14 protein-coding genes and 4 pseudogenes are annotated in these 17,303 nt (G+C 40.7%); 8 read left to right on the top strand and 10 right to left on the bottom strand.

The genetic code is table 11. The annotated features are described in order from the left end of the window. Positions 1-2: 2 nt before the first annotated feature. The 6 genes and pseudogenes from AAZO_RS02670 to AAZO_RS28425 all read right to left on the bottom strand — a co-directional run. Positions 3-191: a DUF4089 domain-containing protein gene (locus tag AAZO_RS02670; protein WP_013190073.1), complete on the bottom strand. Its 189-nt coding sequence runs from the start codon at positions 189-191 to the stop codon at positions 3-5. 241 nt (positions 192-432) lie between these two features. Further along, positions 433-531 (bottom strand): DUF952 domain-containing protein, encoded by a 99-nt coding sequence (locus AAZO_RS42090; RefSeq protein WP_338027010.1) that lies wholly within the window; start codon positions 529-531, stop codon positions 433-435. A 10-nt stretch (positions 532-541) separates the two neighbouring features. Next, on the bottom strand, positions 542-691 hold the full coding sequence (locus AAZO_RS42085) for a DUF952 domain-containing protein (protein WP_338027009.1): 150 nt from the start codon (positions 689-691) through the stop codon (positions 542-544). Between the two features lie 276 nt (positions 692-967). After that, the gene (locus tag AAZO_RS43265) at positions 968-1,075 is read right to left on the bottom strand and encodes a hypothetical protein (RefSeq protein ID WP_081462679.1); all 108 of its coding nucleotides are present in this window, start codon (positions 1,073-1,075) and stop codon (positions 968-970) included. Next, complete coding sequence (locus AAZO_RS02665) at positions 1,060-1,317, bottom strand: hypothetical protein (protein ID WP_013190072.1); 258 nt, start codon at positions 1,315-1,317, stop codon at positions 1,060-1,062. Before AAZO_RS02665 ends, AAZO_RS43265 begins: the two co-directional genes overlap by 16 nt. A gap of 115 nt (positions 1,318-1,432) precedes the next feature. Continuing rightward, positions 1,433-2,171, bottom strand: a pseudogene (locus tag AAZO_RS28425) (thioredoxin-like domain-containing protein); the annotation flags it as partial. Between the two features lie 81 nt (positions 2,172-2,252). Between AAZO_RS28425 and AAZO_RS43260 the strand changes: the two are divergent. The 4 genes from AAZO_RS43260 to AAZO_RS43245 all read left to right on the top strand — a co-directional run bounded on the left by AAZO_RS43260 (position 2,253) and on the right by AAZO_RS43245 (position 3,178). Further along, positions 2,253-2,435 carry a hypothetical protein gene (locus AAZO_RS43260; RefSeq protein WP_420807043.1) on the top strand — a complete coding sequence of 61 codons (183 nt, stop codon included), beginning with the start codon at positions 2,253-2,255 and terminating at the stop codon, positions 2,433-2,435. 26 nt (positions 2,436-2,461) lie between these two features. After that, positions 2,462-2,551 (top strand): hypothetical protein, encoded by a 90-nt coding sequence (locus AAZO_RS43255; RefSeq protein ID WP_420807042.1) that lies wholly within the window; start codon positions 2,462-2,464, stop codon positions 2,549-2,551. Between the two features lie 62 nt (positions 2,552-2,613). Beyond that, positions 2,614-2,898, top strand: coding sequence for a glutaminase (locus tag AAZO_RS43250; RefSeq protein WP_420807054.1), 285 nt, complete (start codon positions 2,614-2,616; stop codon positions 2,896-2,898). Between the two features lie 70 nt (positions 2,899-2,968). Further along, a complete protein-coding gene (locus AAZO_RS43245) occupies positions 2,969-3,178 on the top strand; it encodes a glutaminase (protein WP_420807041.1) in 210 nt (69 codons plus the stop codon). Positions 3,179-3,228: 50 nt separating this feature from the next. Here AAZO_RS43245 and AAZO_RS02650 read toward each other — a convergent pair whose 3' ends face one another. Beyond that, a complete protein-coding gene (locus tag AAZO_RS02650) occupies positions 3,229-4,734 on the bottom strand; it encodes a hypothetical protein (protein WP_013190071.1) in 1,506 nt (501 codons plus the stop codon). A gap of 596 nt (positions 4,735-5,330) precedes the next feature. On the opposite strand from AAZO_RS02650, the gene psaA reads away from it, so the two are divergent. Together psaA and psaB are read left to right on the top strand one after the other, a co-directional pair. After that, the gene (gene psaA / locus AAZO_RS02645) at positions 5,331-7,589 is read left to right on the top strand and encodes a photosystem I core protein PsaA (RefSeq protein ID WP_013190069.1); all 2,259 of its coding nucleotides are present in this window, start codon (positions 5,331-5,333) and stop codon (positions 7,587-7,589) included. A gap of 222 nt (positions 7,590-7,811) precedes the next feature. Beyond that, positions 7,812-10,043, top strand: a complete 2,232-nt coding sequence (psaB, locus tag AAZO_RS02640) for a photosystem I core protein PsaB (protein ID WP_013190068.1) — start codon at positions 7,812-7,814, stop codon at positions 10,041-10,043. A 568-nt stretch (positions 10,044-10,611) separates the two neighbouring features. Here psaB and AAZO_RS34780 read toward each other — a convergent pair. Further along, positions 10,612-10,758, bottom strand: coding sequence for a hypothetical protein (locus AAZO_RS34780; RefSeq protein ID WP_187289585.1), 147 nt, complete (start codon positions 10,756-10,758; stop codon positions 10,612-10,614). Between the two features lie 289 nt (positions 10,759-11,047). Here AAZO_RS34780 and AAZO_RS43240 point away from each other — a divergent pair. Beyond that, positions 11,048-11,236, top strand: a pseudogene (locus AAZO_RS43240) (STAS-like domain-containing protein); the annotation flags it as partial. 485 nt (positions 11,237-11,721) lie between these two features. Here AAZO_RS43240 and AAZO_RS02630 read toward each other — a convergent pair. Then, positions 11,722-12,297: pseudogene (locus AAZO_RS02630) on the bottom strand (Uma2 family endonuclease). A gap of 52 nt (positions 12,298-12,349) precedes the next feature. Continuing rightward, the gene (locus tag AAZO_RS02625; RefSeq protein WP_013190066.1) at positions 12,350-16,339 is read right to left on the bottom strand and encodes a magnesium chelatase subunit H; all 3,990 of its coding nucleotides are present in this window, start codon (positions 16,337-16,339) and stop codon (positions 12,350-12,352) included. A gap of 459 nt (positions 16,340-16,798) precedes the next feature. Here AAZO_RS02625 and AAZO_RS28415 point away from each other — a divergent pair. Beyond that, a pseudogene (locus tag AAZO_RS28415) lies at positions 16,799-17,215 on the top strand (Uma2 family endonuclease); the annotation flags it as partial. Between the last annotated feature and the right edge of the window lie 88 nt (positions 17,216-17,303).

The following is a 17,303-nucleotide window of genomic DNA, read 5'->3' as shown; positions in this document are numbered from 1 at the left end:
ATCTATGGTTCAAAAACTGGTGCGATTTCAATTTCTTCTGGTAAAGGACAATTATTAACTATTTTTGCTATGGATATGAGTTTTTCAAAATCTGCTATCATTTCATTTCGATACTCATCTTTTATTTCTAAATTCAGTAACAATGAGATCTGCTCAATATATTCATCTATATCAATCTCTTGATTATTCATTTTTTATGTCTAGACTTTGAGTTTTATTGTAAGAATTCAGGAGTCAGGAGTTAGGAATCACAATCTTTGAGAAATTGGTTAATTATCAAATAGGTATTTTCAGTATTAGTCTGAAAAAGCTGACTGCTGATAGCTGAGTACTTACGTTTTATTTATTTTAAATTTAGTACTTCTGGGAGAGAATCAAAAAAACTATCCTCTCTAGGTAGAAAACTTATAACTTGGTATAGGGCATCAATATTCAAAGCGCCGCGCCATAAATGTGTGGAAATAGTTCACTTACTTCAGCAGCTTCATGACGAACTTCTGATTGCAACTTTTCCGAATCTATAAACAGCAAGAACTAAATCCTATTGATTGTGACAGAAATCATTTGCCACTTTAACAGCTTGTGATGCTAGGGAGTAATGAATAAATCCTTCAGTCTCTAAGGTGCTACAAAGATAGCTTTCAAACATTTTTGCTTGTTGGCATTTTTGGCTTTCGGTGATATGGATCATGGTGTCCATACTGAATTACTGCCAATCAATAGACCTCTTGCAGAATTAATTTTATGTTATAATAGTTGTTTGTCTTTGTTCTAGCCAGCAGTTAGAGTTACACGGTTATGTTTGAATTCGGGAGCCCAAAGAACACCAAAGATACATAAAATCTAAAGCCCTCTATTATACCACAGAAACGATTTTGCAAGAGGTCTAATATAATTCAGAGTAATTGATATTTTTAGCAATGTGTTGTAAATTTTATAATGCTAATAGTTCATCTAAGTCATCAGGCTAAAATTCCATGTACACCTCATCAGCATGTTGACCTTGAGGTGATATAGATATTTTAACTTTCAGTTTTCCTTTCTGCCAGTTTTTACCACCTATCCTGAGTAACAAACAATCTTTGAGAAACTCAAATTAATGCTATTTATTTCTGTCATTTCTTCGGCTATTTCCATATGTGCCAATGATTTGATTATTGCTCCCTGAGACTGTTGTTGATTATTGCGAATTCGCTGCATTAATCTTTCTCTAATTTCCCAAAGTAGCAAGTCTCTAAATCTACTTATTTTAAAAAAATCTTTCGGTAAAGATAACATCCCATCATCAGAATTTGAAAAAATATGCTTTTTCTTCATTCATATTTTTGCCATTTTACTAATGTTTATTGAAACCTATTGAAACCTATTGGTAAAAATTGACCAGCAGCAAGTCAATTTGTCGCAAGGTATAGTTTTGTGTATGAGTACCCTAGAGAATTTGAGTCTCATTATCATAAGTCACTCCCTGTGGTGCATAAAAATATGCTTCATTAAAAGCACCATCAGTTAATCTCAATCTTCCTGTACCAATTATATGAATAAGTTCACCTTCCAATGTACTGATAACTATGTGGTGATGTCCAGTGTCGGCAATAAATAAACCCCTTGCTGTTGCTAATACTTTACCCAGAAAGGCTAGAGGTGTAATTAATGGTTGATGGTGTTTTTCTAAGGTAAGGCTAAATTGTTGAAAATTGATGTTATCTTGATTTTTCTCGTGAAGCTGAATAATCATGTTTTCAATTACTGGAATATGTCCTTCTCCACCAAATTGACTAATCACATATCCTTGTAGATCAATGTAGATCGATAATGATTAAATTAGACCAGGCCTTGATAGTATAACTATCCCAAACGCGAAAATCACTATCGACTAGAACCGGATGTTCAATGTCATAACATAGAATGGCTTGACGCATGTTTTCAATTTCCTTCTTGTTATCGAATTTCTCAGAGTGAAGACCAATAATAGTGAAGCTATCTTGATATTTGTGTTCTAAATATTTCAAACCTGGTAATATGTGTAGACAGTTAATACAGCAATAAGTCCAAAAGTCTAGAATAATGATTCTACCGTTGAGTGCTTTTAGAAATAATGGTTTATCTGTATTTAACCAAGGTTTATTTTATGGTAATTCTGGTGATATAACACGAGGGAGCTGAGATTTTATCTGGCTTCTCAGGGTTACATCTGTCCCATAGTTTTGAGTTGGTATAATTTTATATTGTCTACTTAGAGTCGGATCAAAGTTTTGATCAAACTACAAAGCATCAATCCAGATAATTTATCTCTCTGGGTTAAGCAAGCACAAACTCAAGGAGAACAGGGAAGTGTTATTCAACGCATTCCGCTTTTAGCTGTAGCTAATCCTAACTGGTTTGTTGTTCATATCTGCTGTGAGCTACGTGTCAGTCACGCATTAATTACAACTTAGGTGATAATACTTTTATATTTCCTTTAATGAGTGTTATTAAACCTTTCTCTTTTCTATATCTGCTGGAACATTTAGGTTCAGAAAAGGTATTAGATTGGGTTGGGGTTCGACCTTAATTAATGCCTTTTAATTCCTTATAACATTTAATAGCTGATAATGGACACCCCTGCGATGATTAATTAATACTGGTGCTATTACTGTAGCTGATAATTTACCTGGTAAAGATGGAAGTCATCGCACGCAATTATTTTGTGAATACTTAAATAAGTCAGCAGGTAGTAAACTATATTTAGATGCGGAGATTTTGGCTTCGGTGCGTGGTACTCGTTCTCAGGTAAATGTTCTGATCGCAGACTATCTCCACCAAACTCAATACATTGAAAATATTGAATCAGCTCTTGAGATTTGCGACAAAATATGCTGTATATCTGGGCAAGTACAAGATTTGGGGAAAATAGGATAACTCCTAGCTTCTGAAAGCAGTTTTATAAATTCCCAACATCGTCAGATTGTTAAATCTGTGATGTTAACTTGTGGATTATTATCAAGCTTCTCCCCAGTATGCAGTCACAATTGGTTTACCCATGAAATCGGGTATAAGTGGTGCATTGTTAGCCACCGTACCAAATAAGGGAGCGATAGCCTGCTACAGTCCTGCCTTAGATAGTATAGGCAATCCTGTAGCGGGGTTGGCATTTATCAAAACCTTATCTCAAAATTTGCAACTGAGTATTTTTAGCTAATTAGATTTTTTGAGGTTTAGTCAAGGTTTACCCTTAAAATACTCACTTAATCACCTTAATCCTGTTTTTTCTAGCTTTGATTGATCTTTTTGTATTGACTCAATAGGGCTTGGTGTTTCCTGCGGTTCAGGTGCTGGTTGTATTTGAGGAGTGGGAGAAACTTCAATTTCTGGAGTCGGTGGTTTTTCCACTTGAGCTTGAGGAGTGGGGGAAACTTCAATTTCTGGAGTCGGTGGTTTTTCCACTTGAGCTTGAGGAGTGGGGGAAACTTCAATTTCTGGAGTCGGTGGTTTTTCCACTTGAGCTTGAGGAGTGGGGGAAACTTCAATTTCTGGAGTCGGTGGTTTTTCTACTTGAGGTTGAGGAGTGGGAGAAACTTCAACTTCTGGAGTCGGTGGTTTTTCCACTTGAGGTTGAGGAGTGGGAGAAACTTCAACTTCTGGAGTCGGTGGTTTTTCCACTTGAGCTTGAGGAGTGGGGGAAACTTCAATTTCTGGAGTCGGTGGTTTTCCCACTTGAGGTTGAGGAGTGGGAGAAACTTCAAGCTTGGGCGTTACAGTAGGTGTAGGTTTAGTAACCGGAATCTTAGTTGTATAATTCGGGTCTACAATACCGCGCACCTCATTAGCGGTAAGTTCCCCTCTGACAATTCTTGAAAGTGAGTCTTTACCTTTAGGTTCGTAATTAATAAGTCTAGCTGTACTGTTAAAGACATTTTTAACAGGGTTGCCTTGGTTATCAAGGAATTCCAGTTTTACCCAGTTTTTACCAGGTGTAAAACCTTTGAGATAAACTGACTGCCAGCGATCAAGAATGAAGCTTTCACCATTAATTGTACAACGAATACGCCAATCGCTGATTGTGTCATCAGGATTATCTTCAGCAGCAATATGCAACGGTGCATTAGTTAAGTAAAAATCCAGCATAATAGGTTCTGCACCGTAACTGGCATTAGGACTACTATAAGTCAGGAGGGGTAAATTGGAGGCAGGATTGTTATCATCAGTTTTAGTAAAAATATGAAATCTTATTTGGGTATAAGCACCTTCATTTTTAAAACTTTCATGCCAAGGACGCGACGCAAAAACACGCAATGTATGTGTACCTACGGACAAGTCTGATAAAACTAAAGGTTGATTTAGATCATAAACCGCTATGTAAGGTTCATTGTCAATAATTACGTGCACATGAGGTCCTAATTGCCATTGGGGATCTTTAAATATTGGTAAGTCTGTAACCTGGAAACGGACTGTAATAGTATTGTCTTCAATAACTTCATCTGCCGTAGGAGTCATAATTGTTACTAGTGGCTGATAAAGTTCCAAAATTGGGCGCAGTTCTTGAATTACTTCTGGTGGTGCAGTTTCTGAAAATTGCCGACATACTTGGGAGATTTGTGACGCTGTTTTTTGATTGTCAATAGATACTTCTTGGCTTCCAGCTTTTTCAGTACAACTGGTTAAACTCAAAATTAGCAGTAATGTCATTACCCATTTGAAAATAGGGAAACTCTGAGAAAGGAGTTTCTCTAGAGCCGTCTTTTGCCTAGATTTCATACTTTCCATCTTTATTGATTGTCTGTCTTCAACACCATTTTCTTTTGTTTTCTTCACTACAACCCCACAATGCCAGTAGCCACCCTGCGGGAAATTGTAAAGGTGTGGGGTATAGGGGAAGAAAAAAGGCAACAGGTAGCAAAAAGAAAAACTTTATCCTCTACACCTCGCAGCCTGCCTCCTGAATGTTTATGAAAATTTTTTACTTCTTTATCATAAAACTTGCGAAAATGTAATATTTTCGACAGAATTTTCCAATCTAACTCGAAGAACAACGAAAATATACAGCCAGAACAGCAACATTTACGGCTATATCCAGAATTAAGCACAAGTTTTAAGAATTGTTATAGTTTGTAAATTAAATAGAAAAGGTATTGACTTTTTTTCAATAACTTTGAATATAAAAGGCAGATATGACAATAAATCTAGCGAGTTTGAATTATTGTTAAAATCTCTCCAACAATGTACAAGTACAGACTCTATAATTCAACAGAAACAACAAATCCACATGACTCCAGAAAATCTCTGGAAACGACGAGTAAAATTCACTCGGTGGTATCCATGATTCCTCATTCCTTATTGACAGAGGAGGTCGAATGACGATTAGTCCTCCGGAGCGAGAGGAGAAAAAAGCAAGAGTCATCGTTGACAAAGACCCTGTACCCACCTCATTTGAGCGATGGGCCCAACCTGGACACTTCGATAGATCCTTAGCTAAAGGTCCAAAAACAACAACCTGGATTTGGAACCTCCACGCCCTCGCCCACGATTTCGATACGCATACAAGCGACTTAGAAGACATTTCCCGCAAAATCTTCTCCGCGCACTTTGGCCACCTGGCTGTAGTGACAATCTGGTTAAGCGGAATGTTATTCCATGGTGCTAAGTTCTCTAACTACGAAGCTTGGCTGACCGATCCATTAGGAGTTAAGCCCAGCGCCCAAGTAGTTTGGCCTATTGTGGGACAAGACATTTTAAACGGTGATGTTGGCGGTGGCTTCCACGGCATTCAAATCACCTCTGGCTTGTTTCAAGTATGGCGTGGCTGGGGTATTACCAACTCCTTCCAACTCTACTGCACTGCAATTGGCGGCTTAGTATTAGCAGGTTTATTCCTGTTTGCTGGCTGGTTCCACTACCACAAACGCGCTCCTAAACTGGAATGGTTCCAAAACGTGGAGTCCATGCTGAATCACCACTTGCAAGTATTGCTAGGTTGTGGTTCCTTGGGATGGGCAGGTCACTTGATCCATGTGTCCGCACCAACCAACAAGCTTTTGGATGCAGGGGTTGCTCTTAAAGATATACCCTTGCCCCACGAATTTATTTTGAATAAGGATCTGTTGACAGAGTTGTATCCCAGCTTTGCCAACGGTTTAACACCTTTCTTCACTTTGAATTGGGGAACTTATGCTGACATTCTGACCTTTAAAGGTGGTTTGAACCCCGTAACAGGCGGTTTGTGGATGACTGATATTTCTCATCACCACTTAGCTATCGCTGTACTGTTCATCATCGCTGGTCATATGTACCGTACCAACTGGGGTATCGGTCACAGCATCAAAGATATCCTAGAGAACCATAAAGGCCCCTTCACTGGTGAAGGTCACAAAGGTCTTTATGAAAACATGACCACCTCGTGGCACGCTCAGTTGGCTACTAATCTGGCCTTCTTGGGTTCTTTGACAATCATCATCGCCCATCATATGTACGCGATGCCTCCCTATCCATACTTGGCAACTGATTACGCTACACAATTGTGTATCTTCACTCACCATATTTGGATCGGTGGTTTCTTGATTGTTGGTGGTGCTGCTCACGCAGCAATCTTCATGGTGCGGGATTACGATCCCGTTCTTAACCAAAACAACGTTCTAGATCGTGTGATTCGTCACCGTGACGCTATAATCTCTCACCTCAACTGGGTTTGTATTTTCCTCGGCTTCCACAGCTTTGGTTTGTACATTCACAACGACACAATGCGTGCCTTGGGTCGTCCCCAAGATATGTTCTCTGACGCAGCAATTCAGTTACAACCTGTGTTTGCTCAGTGGGTACAAAACCTGCACACACTGGCTCCAGGTGGTACAGCACCCAATGCTTTAGAACCAGTTAGCTACGCTTTTGGTGGCGGTGTATTAGCTGTAGGTGGTAAAGTCGCAATGATGCCCATAACTTTGGGTACAGCAGACTTTTTGATTCACCACATCCACGCTTTTACCATTCACGTAACTGTTCTTATTCTGCTCAAGGGTGTATTGTACGCCCGCAGTTCTCGTCTGATTCCAGACAAGGCAAATCTAGGCTTCCGCTTCCCTTGTGACGGACCTGGTCGTGGTGGTACTTGTCAAGTATCAGGTTGGGACCATGTATTCCTGGGACTGTTCTGGATGTATAACTCTTTGTCAATTGTTATTTTCCACTTCAGCTGGAAAATGCAATCTGATGTATGGGGTACTGTAGATGCAGATGGTGTAGTAGAACACATCACTGGTGGTAACTTTGCTCAAGGTGCCATCACCATCAACGGTTGGTTGCGTGACTTCCTGTGGGCGCAAGCTACACAAGTCATCAACTCCTACGGCAGTGAACTGTCTGCTTATGGACTCATGTTCTTAGGCGCTCACTTCGTTTGGGCATTCAGCTTAATGTTCCTGTTCAGTGGTCGTGGCTACTGGCAAGAACTAATTGAGTCCATAGTTTGGGCGCATAATAAACTGAAGGTAGCTCCTACTATTCAACCCCGCGCATTGAGCATTACTCAAGGTCGGGCTGTCGGTGTGGCTCACTACCTACTTGGAGGAATTGCTACAACTTGGGCATTCTTCCATGCACATATCCTTTCAGTAGGGTAGCAATCAGTTGAATTTTGGATTTTGGATTTTAGTAAGGTATCGCAGCAAGTTCTTTCTCTATGGTGGTTTTCCCCATAAGCGACTGTCATACCACTTCGTGAAGCTACCCTAACTCCGTAGCCACACCCGAAGGGATTTTAGATTCAATCCAAAATCCAAAATCTAGAATCTAAAATTTTGCTGATACCTGATGGCTAAAGGTCAGAGGACATATCAAAACCTATGGCAACAAAATTCCCAAAATTTAGCCAGGATCTCGCACAGGACCCGACTACTCGTCGGATTTGGTATGCGATCGCTACAGGCAACGACTTTGAAAGCCACGATGGCATGACAGAAGAAAATCTTTACCAAAAGATTTTCGCCACTCACTTCGGTCACTTGGCAATCATCTTCCTGTGGGCATCCAGCCTCCTGTTCCACGTAGCCTGGCAAGGTAACTTTGAACAGTGGATTAAAGATCCCCTCCATGTCCGTCCTATCGCCCATGCGATTTGGGATCCCCACTTCGGTGCTCCAGCAGTTGAAGCTTTCACCCAAGCTGGTGCAAGCAATCCTGTAAACATTGCCTATTCCGGTGTTTACCACTGGTGGTACACCATCGGGATGCGGACAAACCAAGAACTGTACACCGGTTCTGTAGGCTTGCTCCTGTTGGCAGCATTGTTCCTGTTCGCTGGTTGGTTGCACTTGCAACCCAAGTTCCGTCCTAGCCTCTCTTGGTTTAAGAGTGCAGAACCACGTCTGAACCACCACCTGGGTGGTTTGTTCGGTGTTAGCTCCTTAGCTTGGACTGGTCACTTGGTTCACGTTGCTATCCCCGAATCCCGTGGTATCCACGTAGGCTGGGATAACTTCCTGACTGCTGCTCCCCACCCAGCAGGGTTAACCCCCTTCTTCACAGGTAACTGGGGTGTCTATGCTCAGAACCCTGACACCGCTGGCCACTTATTTGGTACTTCCACTGGTGCTGGTACAGCGATTCTTACCTTCTTGGGCGGTTTCCACCCCCAAACAGAATCCCTGTGGTTGACCGATATGGCTCACCACCACTTGGCGATCGCTGTATTATTCATCATTGCCGGTCATATGTACCGCACTAACTTTGGAATTGGTCACAGCATCAAAGAAATGCTGAACTCCAAATCCGGTTTAGTTCCCGGTAGCAAGAGTGAAGGTCAGTTCAACCTACCTCACCAAGGCCTGTACGATACCATCAACAACTCCCTGCACTTCCAACTGTCTTTGGCATTGGCAGCACTGGGAACCATCACTTCCTTGGTGGCGCAACATATGTACTCTCTGCCTCCTTATGCTTTCATTGCTAAGGACTACACAACACAGGCAGCACTGTACACCCACCACCAGTACATCGCGGGTTTCTTGATGGTTGGTGCTTTCGCCCACGCCGCCATCTTCTGGGTACGTGACTACGACCCCGAACAAAACAAGGGCAACGTATTAGACCGGATTTTGCAGCACAAAGAAGCGATTATTTCCCACCTCAGCTGGGTATCTCTCTTCTTGGGCTTCCACACCTTGGGCTTGTACGTTCACAACGACGTAGTAGTTGCTTTCGGTACTCCTGAAAAGCAAATCTTGATTGAGCCAGTATTTGCTCAGTTCATTCAAGCTGCTCACGGTAAATTACTCTACGGCTTAGACACTTTGTTGTCTAATCCCGATAGCGTCGCCTACACAGCCTACCCCAACTACGGTAACGTTTGGTTGTCTGGCTGGTTAGATGCCATCAACTCTGGTACTAACTCCCTCTTCTTAACAATTGGCCCTGGCGACTTCTTGGTTCACCACGCTTTCGCCCTGGCTATCCACACCACAACCTTGGTACTTGTTAAAGGTGCTTTGGATGCTCGTGGTTCTAAGCTGATGCCCGATAAAAAGGACTTCGGCTATGCTTTCCCCTGCGACGGTCCCGGCCGTGGCGGTACTTGCGATATCTCCGCATGGGATGCTTTCTACCTGTCTATGTTCTGGATGTTGAACACCATTGGTTGGGTAACTTTCTACTGGCACTGGAAACATCTAGGTATTTGGCAAGGTAACGTTGCTCAGTTCAACGAAAACTCTACCTACTTGATGGGCTGGTTCCGTGATTACCTCTGGGCTAACTCTGCTCAGTTGATTAACGGTTACAACGCCTACGGCATGAACAACCTGTCTGTTTGGACTTGGATGTTCCTTTTTGGACACCTAATCTGGGCAACTGGTTTCATGTTCCTCATCTCTTGGAGAGGTTACTGGCAAGAGTTGATCGAAACCTTGGTTTGGGCGCACGAGCGTACTCCTCTGGCTAACTTAGTTCGCTGGAAAGACAAGCCAGTTGCTCTCTCCATTGTTCAAGCTCGTGTGGTTGGTTTAGCTCACTTCACTGTTGGCTACATTGTCACTTACGCAGCGTTCCTCATTGCTTCTACTGCTGGTAAGTTTGGTTGATCCTGACTGCTCGTTTTAGGTAAGTAACAAGAAAATCCCCTACCTCACGGCAGGGGATTTTTTCATGGGCGGATTTAGATTATTAATTGCAAAAATGCTGCTTATCTTTTTGTAAGGATTCAGGTCTAAGGTAGAGGGATTAAAGAAGGTCTATGGAAAGCAGAGTGAACTATGGCTTTCATAGGTTGGTCAAAAAACTCAATTAGAGAAAGTGCTTGACGGCGACAAGTTTGTATAACGGTCAATAAATTGGCAGGATGTTGGAATAGCTCCAGAGAAAGAGAACGACCACAGACTTTTCCTTGTGTCAGTGCTAAACCTAACCTTGGTTCAGCTAAATTATGATCAAGGTCTATTGCCTAAGGAAGGTAAAAGTTTACCAGTTTCCCCTGGGGCTTGATCAATGAATGAATGGAAGATTCAAATTTTGGTTGAAACTAGGATGGCCAAGTCAAGAATTTATGAAGGTTTTGGGTTTGTTGGAATAAAGGGTAGTTTTTAAAACCTTCATCTATGAGGTCCATGAATTTTGTGCCAATTTCTTGGTGATTGAAGCCAGGAATCTTGATTAGTGTCTTGAAGTGACAGGGTAGGGTAGATGTGCCTGAGATTTCTGTCTAGTTTTGGTGGCAGCTTCTTTTCCATAACTGCTATATTCTGCCTCACCTATCACACTTGTCAATACCCCACCACCTGAATCCTTACGGTAAGACAAACTTTCTCTTTGGAGATATGATGATTGTATTCTTCTACAAGAGCTAAATCATGTGGGTACAATTATTGATTTCTAAATTGATCCCAGTAAAGATATTGATAGAAAAATTGCACTGGGTGGTTACGAACCTGTAAATTTGTTTCTATAAGATTTGGGAAATGATATAGGTGAGCATTGTATTCCCATTAAAGATCATATATCTGGAACTGGTACACGAATTGCAGCCAACAAAATCTGTACAATTGTAGTTAATATAATTAATATGGGTGCTTCATGAGTTGTCCTTCATTTTTCAGGAACTGCTGTTATTTATTCCAGCTTTGCTGATGAATTTATAGGTAAACTTGTTGTTCAGTATGGTTTTTATGAGTTTCAAAGGAGAATTAGGATAAAAAGTATGAACGAAGTATGTCAAGCCACTGTTCATACATCAGTAGCTCAAAGAATGATGAATAGTATTCACAAAGAACTATATTAAACAATAATGAATCATAAAATTATGAACAAAAGTAAAAAAGTTGAGGACTTTGTTAAAAGCCAGATATTACCAACGGTTATTTATGTTTGGAATATTGGAGGTAGAAAACCTCACTTAAGTCAACCTCATGGGGATATTGACATAGACTCCAATCATTATAGTATTTACTGTGAATATATGGATCAATTTTCCAGGTCTGATCATCAGGGTTTTACCTATAGTAAAGCCGAAGAATGCTTATCTGAAACTCTAATCAAACTTGGCTTAAATAAATAAGGCTCTTCCGTATATATATATTATGGTAAATCCGGTTCATGAAAGCCATAAAACCCTTCGTATTCAACAAATACAGGCTTTGTTATTAACATTTTAGAAGTTTTTCGTGGATTTTATTTTCTTACTTTGATTTTTCAATAAAGTTTTGATGTTTAATTAACAGTTTGGGATAACAAGTAGCGAAGAACCATAAATAATTACTACAAGACCTACCAAATAATACCCAAATTTAACACAAAATCCTTTAAAACATTTTCCCCCGAAACCGCAGCAGGAGAATCCAAGACTTCAACTTCCTTACCTTGTCCATAAATTTCCACGTGATGAGATTTACGATTAATTAATAAACCTAAACGTACACCATTGTCTATATATTCCTTCATCTTTTCCTGTGTAGTCTTTAAACTATCACTAGGAGAAAGTAACTCAATCAGAAAATCAGGACAAATCGCGGGAAACTTTTCCTTTTCTTCCTCAGTTAAATTATTCCATCTTTCTAAGTTTATCCGAGAAGCATCAGGAGAACTATCTGCACCATTGGGTAATTTAAAATAGCTAGAATAATCAAAAACTATATCCTGTTTATTTTAATCATTCCAAATCCAAATTTGAGCAGTGATACCCGCATTCCTATTTCCCGTTTCTCCCCCCGTTGGTGGCATAATTATTAATTCCCCATTTGCTGTTCTTTCAAATCTTAATTCGCGGTTGTTTTGCCATAGCTGAAAAAACTGCTCATCAGTCATTTCTATTACTGATTGTAAATTTACAGTTAAAGCATTCATGGTCATATCCTCCTGGAATATTTAGGCAGGCGTTATACCTGCCTAAATATTCCTATTCTATACCCTCAATCCGGTTTTCCACCTCCTGATACAACTCTCTCAACTGATCCAAATTCTCCTCACTAGTCTCCCAATAACCGCGACCATTGACTTCCAACAAAGTAGAAACAATCTTGCGGAAAGAATGAGGATTAAGATTCATCAAACGCTTCTGCATTTCCTCATCTTTAATAAATGTCTCATTGGTTTCCTCATAAACCCAATTATCCACAGCACCAGCAGTCGCACTCCAACCAGTAGTATTTACCAATCGCTTAGAAAGTTCCCGCACACCTTCGTAACCGTGAGACAACATCCCCTCATACCATTTGGGGTTTAACAACTTGGTCCGCGCATCCAAACGCACAGTTTCTGATAAACTTCTTACCTGTGCATTCGCGGTAGTTGTATCTGCAATGTAAGATGTAGGTTTCTTACCATCTGCACGCAGACTTGCAACTAAGTTAGTTGGGTCAGAGTCGAAATAATGGGAAACATCTGTTAAACTGATTTCCGAAGAATCAAGGTTTTGGAAAGTTGCATCAGCAGTTTTCAAAGTAGTTTCAAAAATCTGCCGTGACTCATCCATAACACCAGGATTATCAGAATTAAAAGAGAAAGATTTGCGCTTCAAATACATTTCTTGCAACTCTGCTTCACTATCCCAAGTGCTATTCTCCACCGCAAGGTTTATATTAGAAGAATAAGAACCAGAAGCATTAGAGAAAACGCGAGTTGCAGCTTGACGCAGATTTATCCCCATTTCCTCTGCTTGTTGCAAAGCGTGTTTACGGACAAAATTCATTTCCAAGGGTTCATCAGCTTCTGCTGCCATTTTCACACCTTGGTCAAGTAGGTTCATTTGGTTAATGAACAAGTCGCGGAACACACCAGAACAGTTAATTACAACGTCAATTCTAGGTCGTCCCAATTCTTCCAAAGGTATTAATTCTAACTTGTTTACCCGTCCCAAAGCATCGGCAACTGGGCGCACTCCCACCATCCACATAATTTGGGCGAGTGATTCACCGTAGGTTTTGATGTTATCTGTACCCCAGAGGACGCAAGCGACAGTTTCTGGCCAGTTTCCACCATTTTCAGCCTTGTTACGTTCTAAAAGCCTATCAACAACGGTTTTAGCTGATTGAACTGCGGCGGTGGTGGGGATAGATTGGGGATCTAAGGCGTGTATATTTTTACCTGTAGGCAATACGTCAGGGTTGCGGATGGGGTCGCCACCGGGTCCTGGTAAAATATATTCACCTTCTAAACCTTGCAGTAAACCACCAAGTTCGTTATCTGCACAAACTTGTTTTAAGCAGAATTCCAAATACTCGAATAATGGTTTTAATGCAGAGGTGTCAACTTTGCTGTAACCAGATTTGTGCAATGATTCTACCCAAGGTTCTTTTTTGCCCATTTTGAAGAAGTTCAACTTGGAAACTAGGGAAACTCTACCTTCTGCGTCGGTTTGTTCTTGTACTAAGGAACCGACAGCAGCGCGAGTTGCGAGGGTGATATCTTGTAATAGTTGCACGTCGGCTAAAATGCCGGCATCGCTGTTTTTGTATATTTCGTCAATGTCCCGTCCTAAGCTGTTGGCAATAATTCGGGGTAAACTGAAAATTTCTTCTTCGCTGCGGTCTAAGCTGGCAATATTGACTAAAGTTGCAACGGCTTCTTCTGCTGTGGGTGGTTTACCAATGACGTGCAAACCGCAAGGTAATAACCGAGATTCAATTTCCATTAACTTGCTATAAACCATACCGACGATATTATCCCTTTCTTCTGAGGACATATCTTTTGCGTCGGTTTCGGGTAAGTTAATATCTTTGTCTAGGTTAACGATACGACATTTATCCATGATGGAGTTAACAATGGGAACTCCACGACCGCTATCTTTTAAGGTTTGGTAAGATGCAATTAATTCACTGAGTTCTTTCAAACCTTTGTACAAACCTGCATTTTCTGCAGGAGGTGTGAGGTAAGAAATTGTTTCTGCGTAACTCCGACGTTTGGCAATGGTGGCTTCACTGGGGTTATTAGCTGCGTAATAATACAGGTTTGGAATTGTGCCAATTAGTTGATCGGGGTAACAATCACCAGACATTCCCATTTGCTTACCAGGCATGAATTCCAATGAGCCATGTGTACCAAAGTGTAAAACAGCATCAGCACTCCAAATCCGTTCTAGGTAGGTGTAGTAAGCGGCAAAACCGTGGTGAGGACTAGCGGAGCGTGAGAATAATAAGCGCATGGGGTCGCCTTCATAACCAAAGGTGGGTTGCACACCGATGAAGACGTTACCGAATTGTTTACCGTAGATGAGTAGGTTTTGTCCGTCGCTGTTTAAGTTTCCTGGTGGTGGTCCCCAGTTTTCTTCTAAGCGTTGGGAGTATGGTGTTAGTGCTTCATATTCTGGCACGGACATTTTGTAAGCGATGTTGAGTTCGGGGCTTGCGTATTGTGCTTGTGCGTCGTGGATGACTTGTTCCATCAACTCTTTTGCAGTTTCGGGAATGTCCTGTACGTCGTAACCGTTGTTTCTCAGTCCTTTCATGACTTCGTGGATTGAACCGAATACGTCTAAATATGCGGCTGTTCCGACGTTGCCTTTATCTGGTGGAAAGCTGAAAACGGTGATGGCAACTTTCTTGTCTAGTTTGGGTTTGCGGCGTAGGTTTGCCCATTTTAAGGCACGTTGGGCTACTGACTCTACTCGGTCTTGGAGTGCGATCGCTTTTCCTGTGGCTCCATCTCTACCTGATAATATGATGGGTTCGATCGCACCGTCAAGTTCGGGAATGGCAATTTGTAAGGCTACTTGAATGGGGTGTAAGCCTAGTTCGCTGTCTAACCATTCTTCGGTAGTTTGGAAAACGAGGGGTAAGGCCACCATGTAGGGACGATTGAGGCGTTTAAGTGCGTCTATAGCTTTGGGATGGTCTTGTCTTGCAGGCCCACCGACTAAAGCAAATCCTGTTAAGGATACTACTGCATCTACTAGTTGTCTACTGGTTGTAGGTTCATAGAAGTAAGCTTCTATTGGCTTCGAGAAATCTAAACCGCCAGCAAACACAGGTAATACTTTTGCCCCTAATGATTCAAATTCTTGCACAATCGCTACATAGTGGGCATCATCACCAGTTACTAAGTGAGTTCTTTGTAAAACTAGTCCAATACATGGAGCAAGTGGGTCTTTTACATCTTTGGAAATATCCTTACGGCCGGTGTACCAGTTGAGGTATTCACGTACATCTTCAAACATTGTAGTAGCTAAAGGGTGCCAAATTCCCATGTCAGGATAAAGAACAGGTGCAGCATAGTTAATACTTTCTTCTGTTCTTTGTTCTTTGCTGCTTTTTAATACATATTTATCTGCCAGCATTAACAGGAAGTTTTCCAGATTCTCGGCTGAACCACCTAACCAATACTGGAAACTAAGCATGAAATTACGTGCATCCTGGGCTTTATCTATGGGTAGGAATTTTAGCACCTGGGGCAGCGTTCTCAGTAGTTTCAACATCCCATCCTGAAAGCTAGCGCCAGATTTTTCCTTGCGCTTTTTCATGAATTGAGCGATTGCACTCTTGGATTGTCCTAATTGTGCTAGGGAAAAAGTACCCATCTTATTAAGGCGCATTACCTCTGGCATAGATGGGAAAACAACGGAAACATCCAGGTTATCCCGATGGGGTTCAACAGCCGCAACGACTTTCTGGGCTAAGTCTTCGATGAAAATTAGTGAGGCAATGAATATATTAGCACTAGCTATGTCACGCTGAAACTGTTCATAATTCTCTGCCTTGCGTAGTTCTTCAATTAAATACCCACTGATTTCAATCGCCACATTGGGATGATTAGCATTAACCTCTCTTACTGCTTGTGATAAAGCACTTTGGTATTGAGACTCAAGCACAACATAAACAACCTTAATCAGATTACGTCCCCGTAAATCATTAGGTGCAATATGTCTAATAGTGGACTTGACCTGGGTAAACATTCAGATAAGCTCCTAGAATATTAACTATCTTCGGCAATTAAGAGTTTTTTAGCAGAAAACTCGGACTCAGTGGGGATTTTGCTCCCTAACTGACACAAAATGATATAAAAAACGTAATCCTTGTTAACTAATCTTAACAAAGAAACAAGATTATCCCAGCCTTCTGTAAATTCCTTAAATTCTTTTTACATTAGTTAGCAAGTTATTATAGTTAGCAAGTTATTATTTAACTTTATAGTTAAATAGCGAAGATTAGAAACAGCAGCAATTCATATTAGTTGATACAGGATGTAAAGCATATTTATACTAAATAAAATAAATGGAAGGCAGTGAATTATACCAAAATCTAAAACATCAGATTCATGATCTAGAATAGGATATGAGATAGTTAAAATTTCTACCTGAATATTCAAGGAGGATATGATCATAAATGCTTTAACTGTCAACTTTTAATCAGTAATAGAAATCACTGATAAGCAGTTTTTTAAACTATGTCAAAAAAACCGCAAAGTGAGATTTCAAAGAACTGCAACTGGAGAATTAGTAATTATGCCACCAATGGGAGGAGAAACAGGAAATTGTAATGGGAGACTAAATCAAGAATTATTTAATTGGACTGATGCTGATGGGACTGGGATAGCTTTTAATTCTTCTACTTGTTTGAAATTGCCTAATGGTCCAGATCGTTCTCATGATGCTGCTTGAATAAAATTAGAAAGATGGAATACTTTAACTGATGAACAAAAAGAAGAGTTTCCTCATAGCGCTCCTGATTTTGTGGTTGAGTTACTTTACCCAAGTGATAGTTTGAAGACTACACAGGAGAAGATAAAGGAATATATAGATAATGGTGTACAGTTAGGTTTATTAATTAATCTTTCATTACTTAAATTCATAGATTTTCAAATTTCCCAGAGTGATATTAAAGATATATAAATACTTTCTTATTACTTAGGTAAGTATG

Source organism: 'Nostoc azollae' 0708, from assembly GCF_000196515.1.
Lineage (GTDB): Bacteria > Cyanobacteriota > Cyanobacteriia > Cyanobacteriales > Nostocaceae > Trichormus_B > Trichormus_B azollae.
Note: the sequence above shows the minus strand (reverse complement) of the source record. Positions and strands in the feature narration are given on the sequence as shown.

What these genes read in the sequence shown, in the direction of transcription:
- psaB (WP_013190068.1), top strand. Translation starts at nt 7,812, where the DNA reads ATGGCAACAAAATTCCCAAAATTTAGCCAGGATCTCGCACAGGACCCG.
- AAZO_RS02625 (WP_013190066.1), bottom strand. Translation starts at nt 16,339, where the DNA reads ATGTTTACCCAGGTCAAGTCCACTATTAGACATATTGCACCTAATGAT.
- AAZO_RS02665 (WP_013190072.1), bottom strand. Translation starts at nt 1,317, where the DNA reads ATGAAGAAAAAGCATATTTTTTCAAATTCTGATGATGGGATGTTATCT.
- AAZO_RS02670 (WP_013190073.1), bottom strand. Translation starts at nt 191, where the DNA reads ATGAATAATCAAGAGATTGATATAGATGAATATATTGAGCAGATCTCA.
- psaA (WP_013190069.1), top strand. Translation starts at nt 5,331, where the DNA reads ATGACGATTAGTCCTCCGGAGCGAGAGGAGAAAAAAGCAAGAGTCATC.
- AAZO_RS42085 (WP_338027009.1), bottom strand. Translation starts at nt 691, where the DNA reads ATGATCCATATCACCGAAAGCCAAAAATGCCAACAAGCAAAAATGTTT.
- AAZO_RS43255 (WP_420807042.1), top strand. Translation starts at nt 2,462, where the DNA reads ATGAGTGTTATTAAACCTTTCTCTTTTCTATATCTGCTGGAACATTTA.
- AAZO_RS02650 (WP_013190071.1), bottom strand. Translation starts at nt 4,734, where the DNA reads ATGAAATCTAGGCAAAAGACGGCTCTAGAGAAACTCCTTTCTCAGAGT.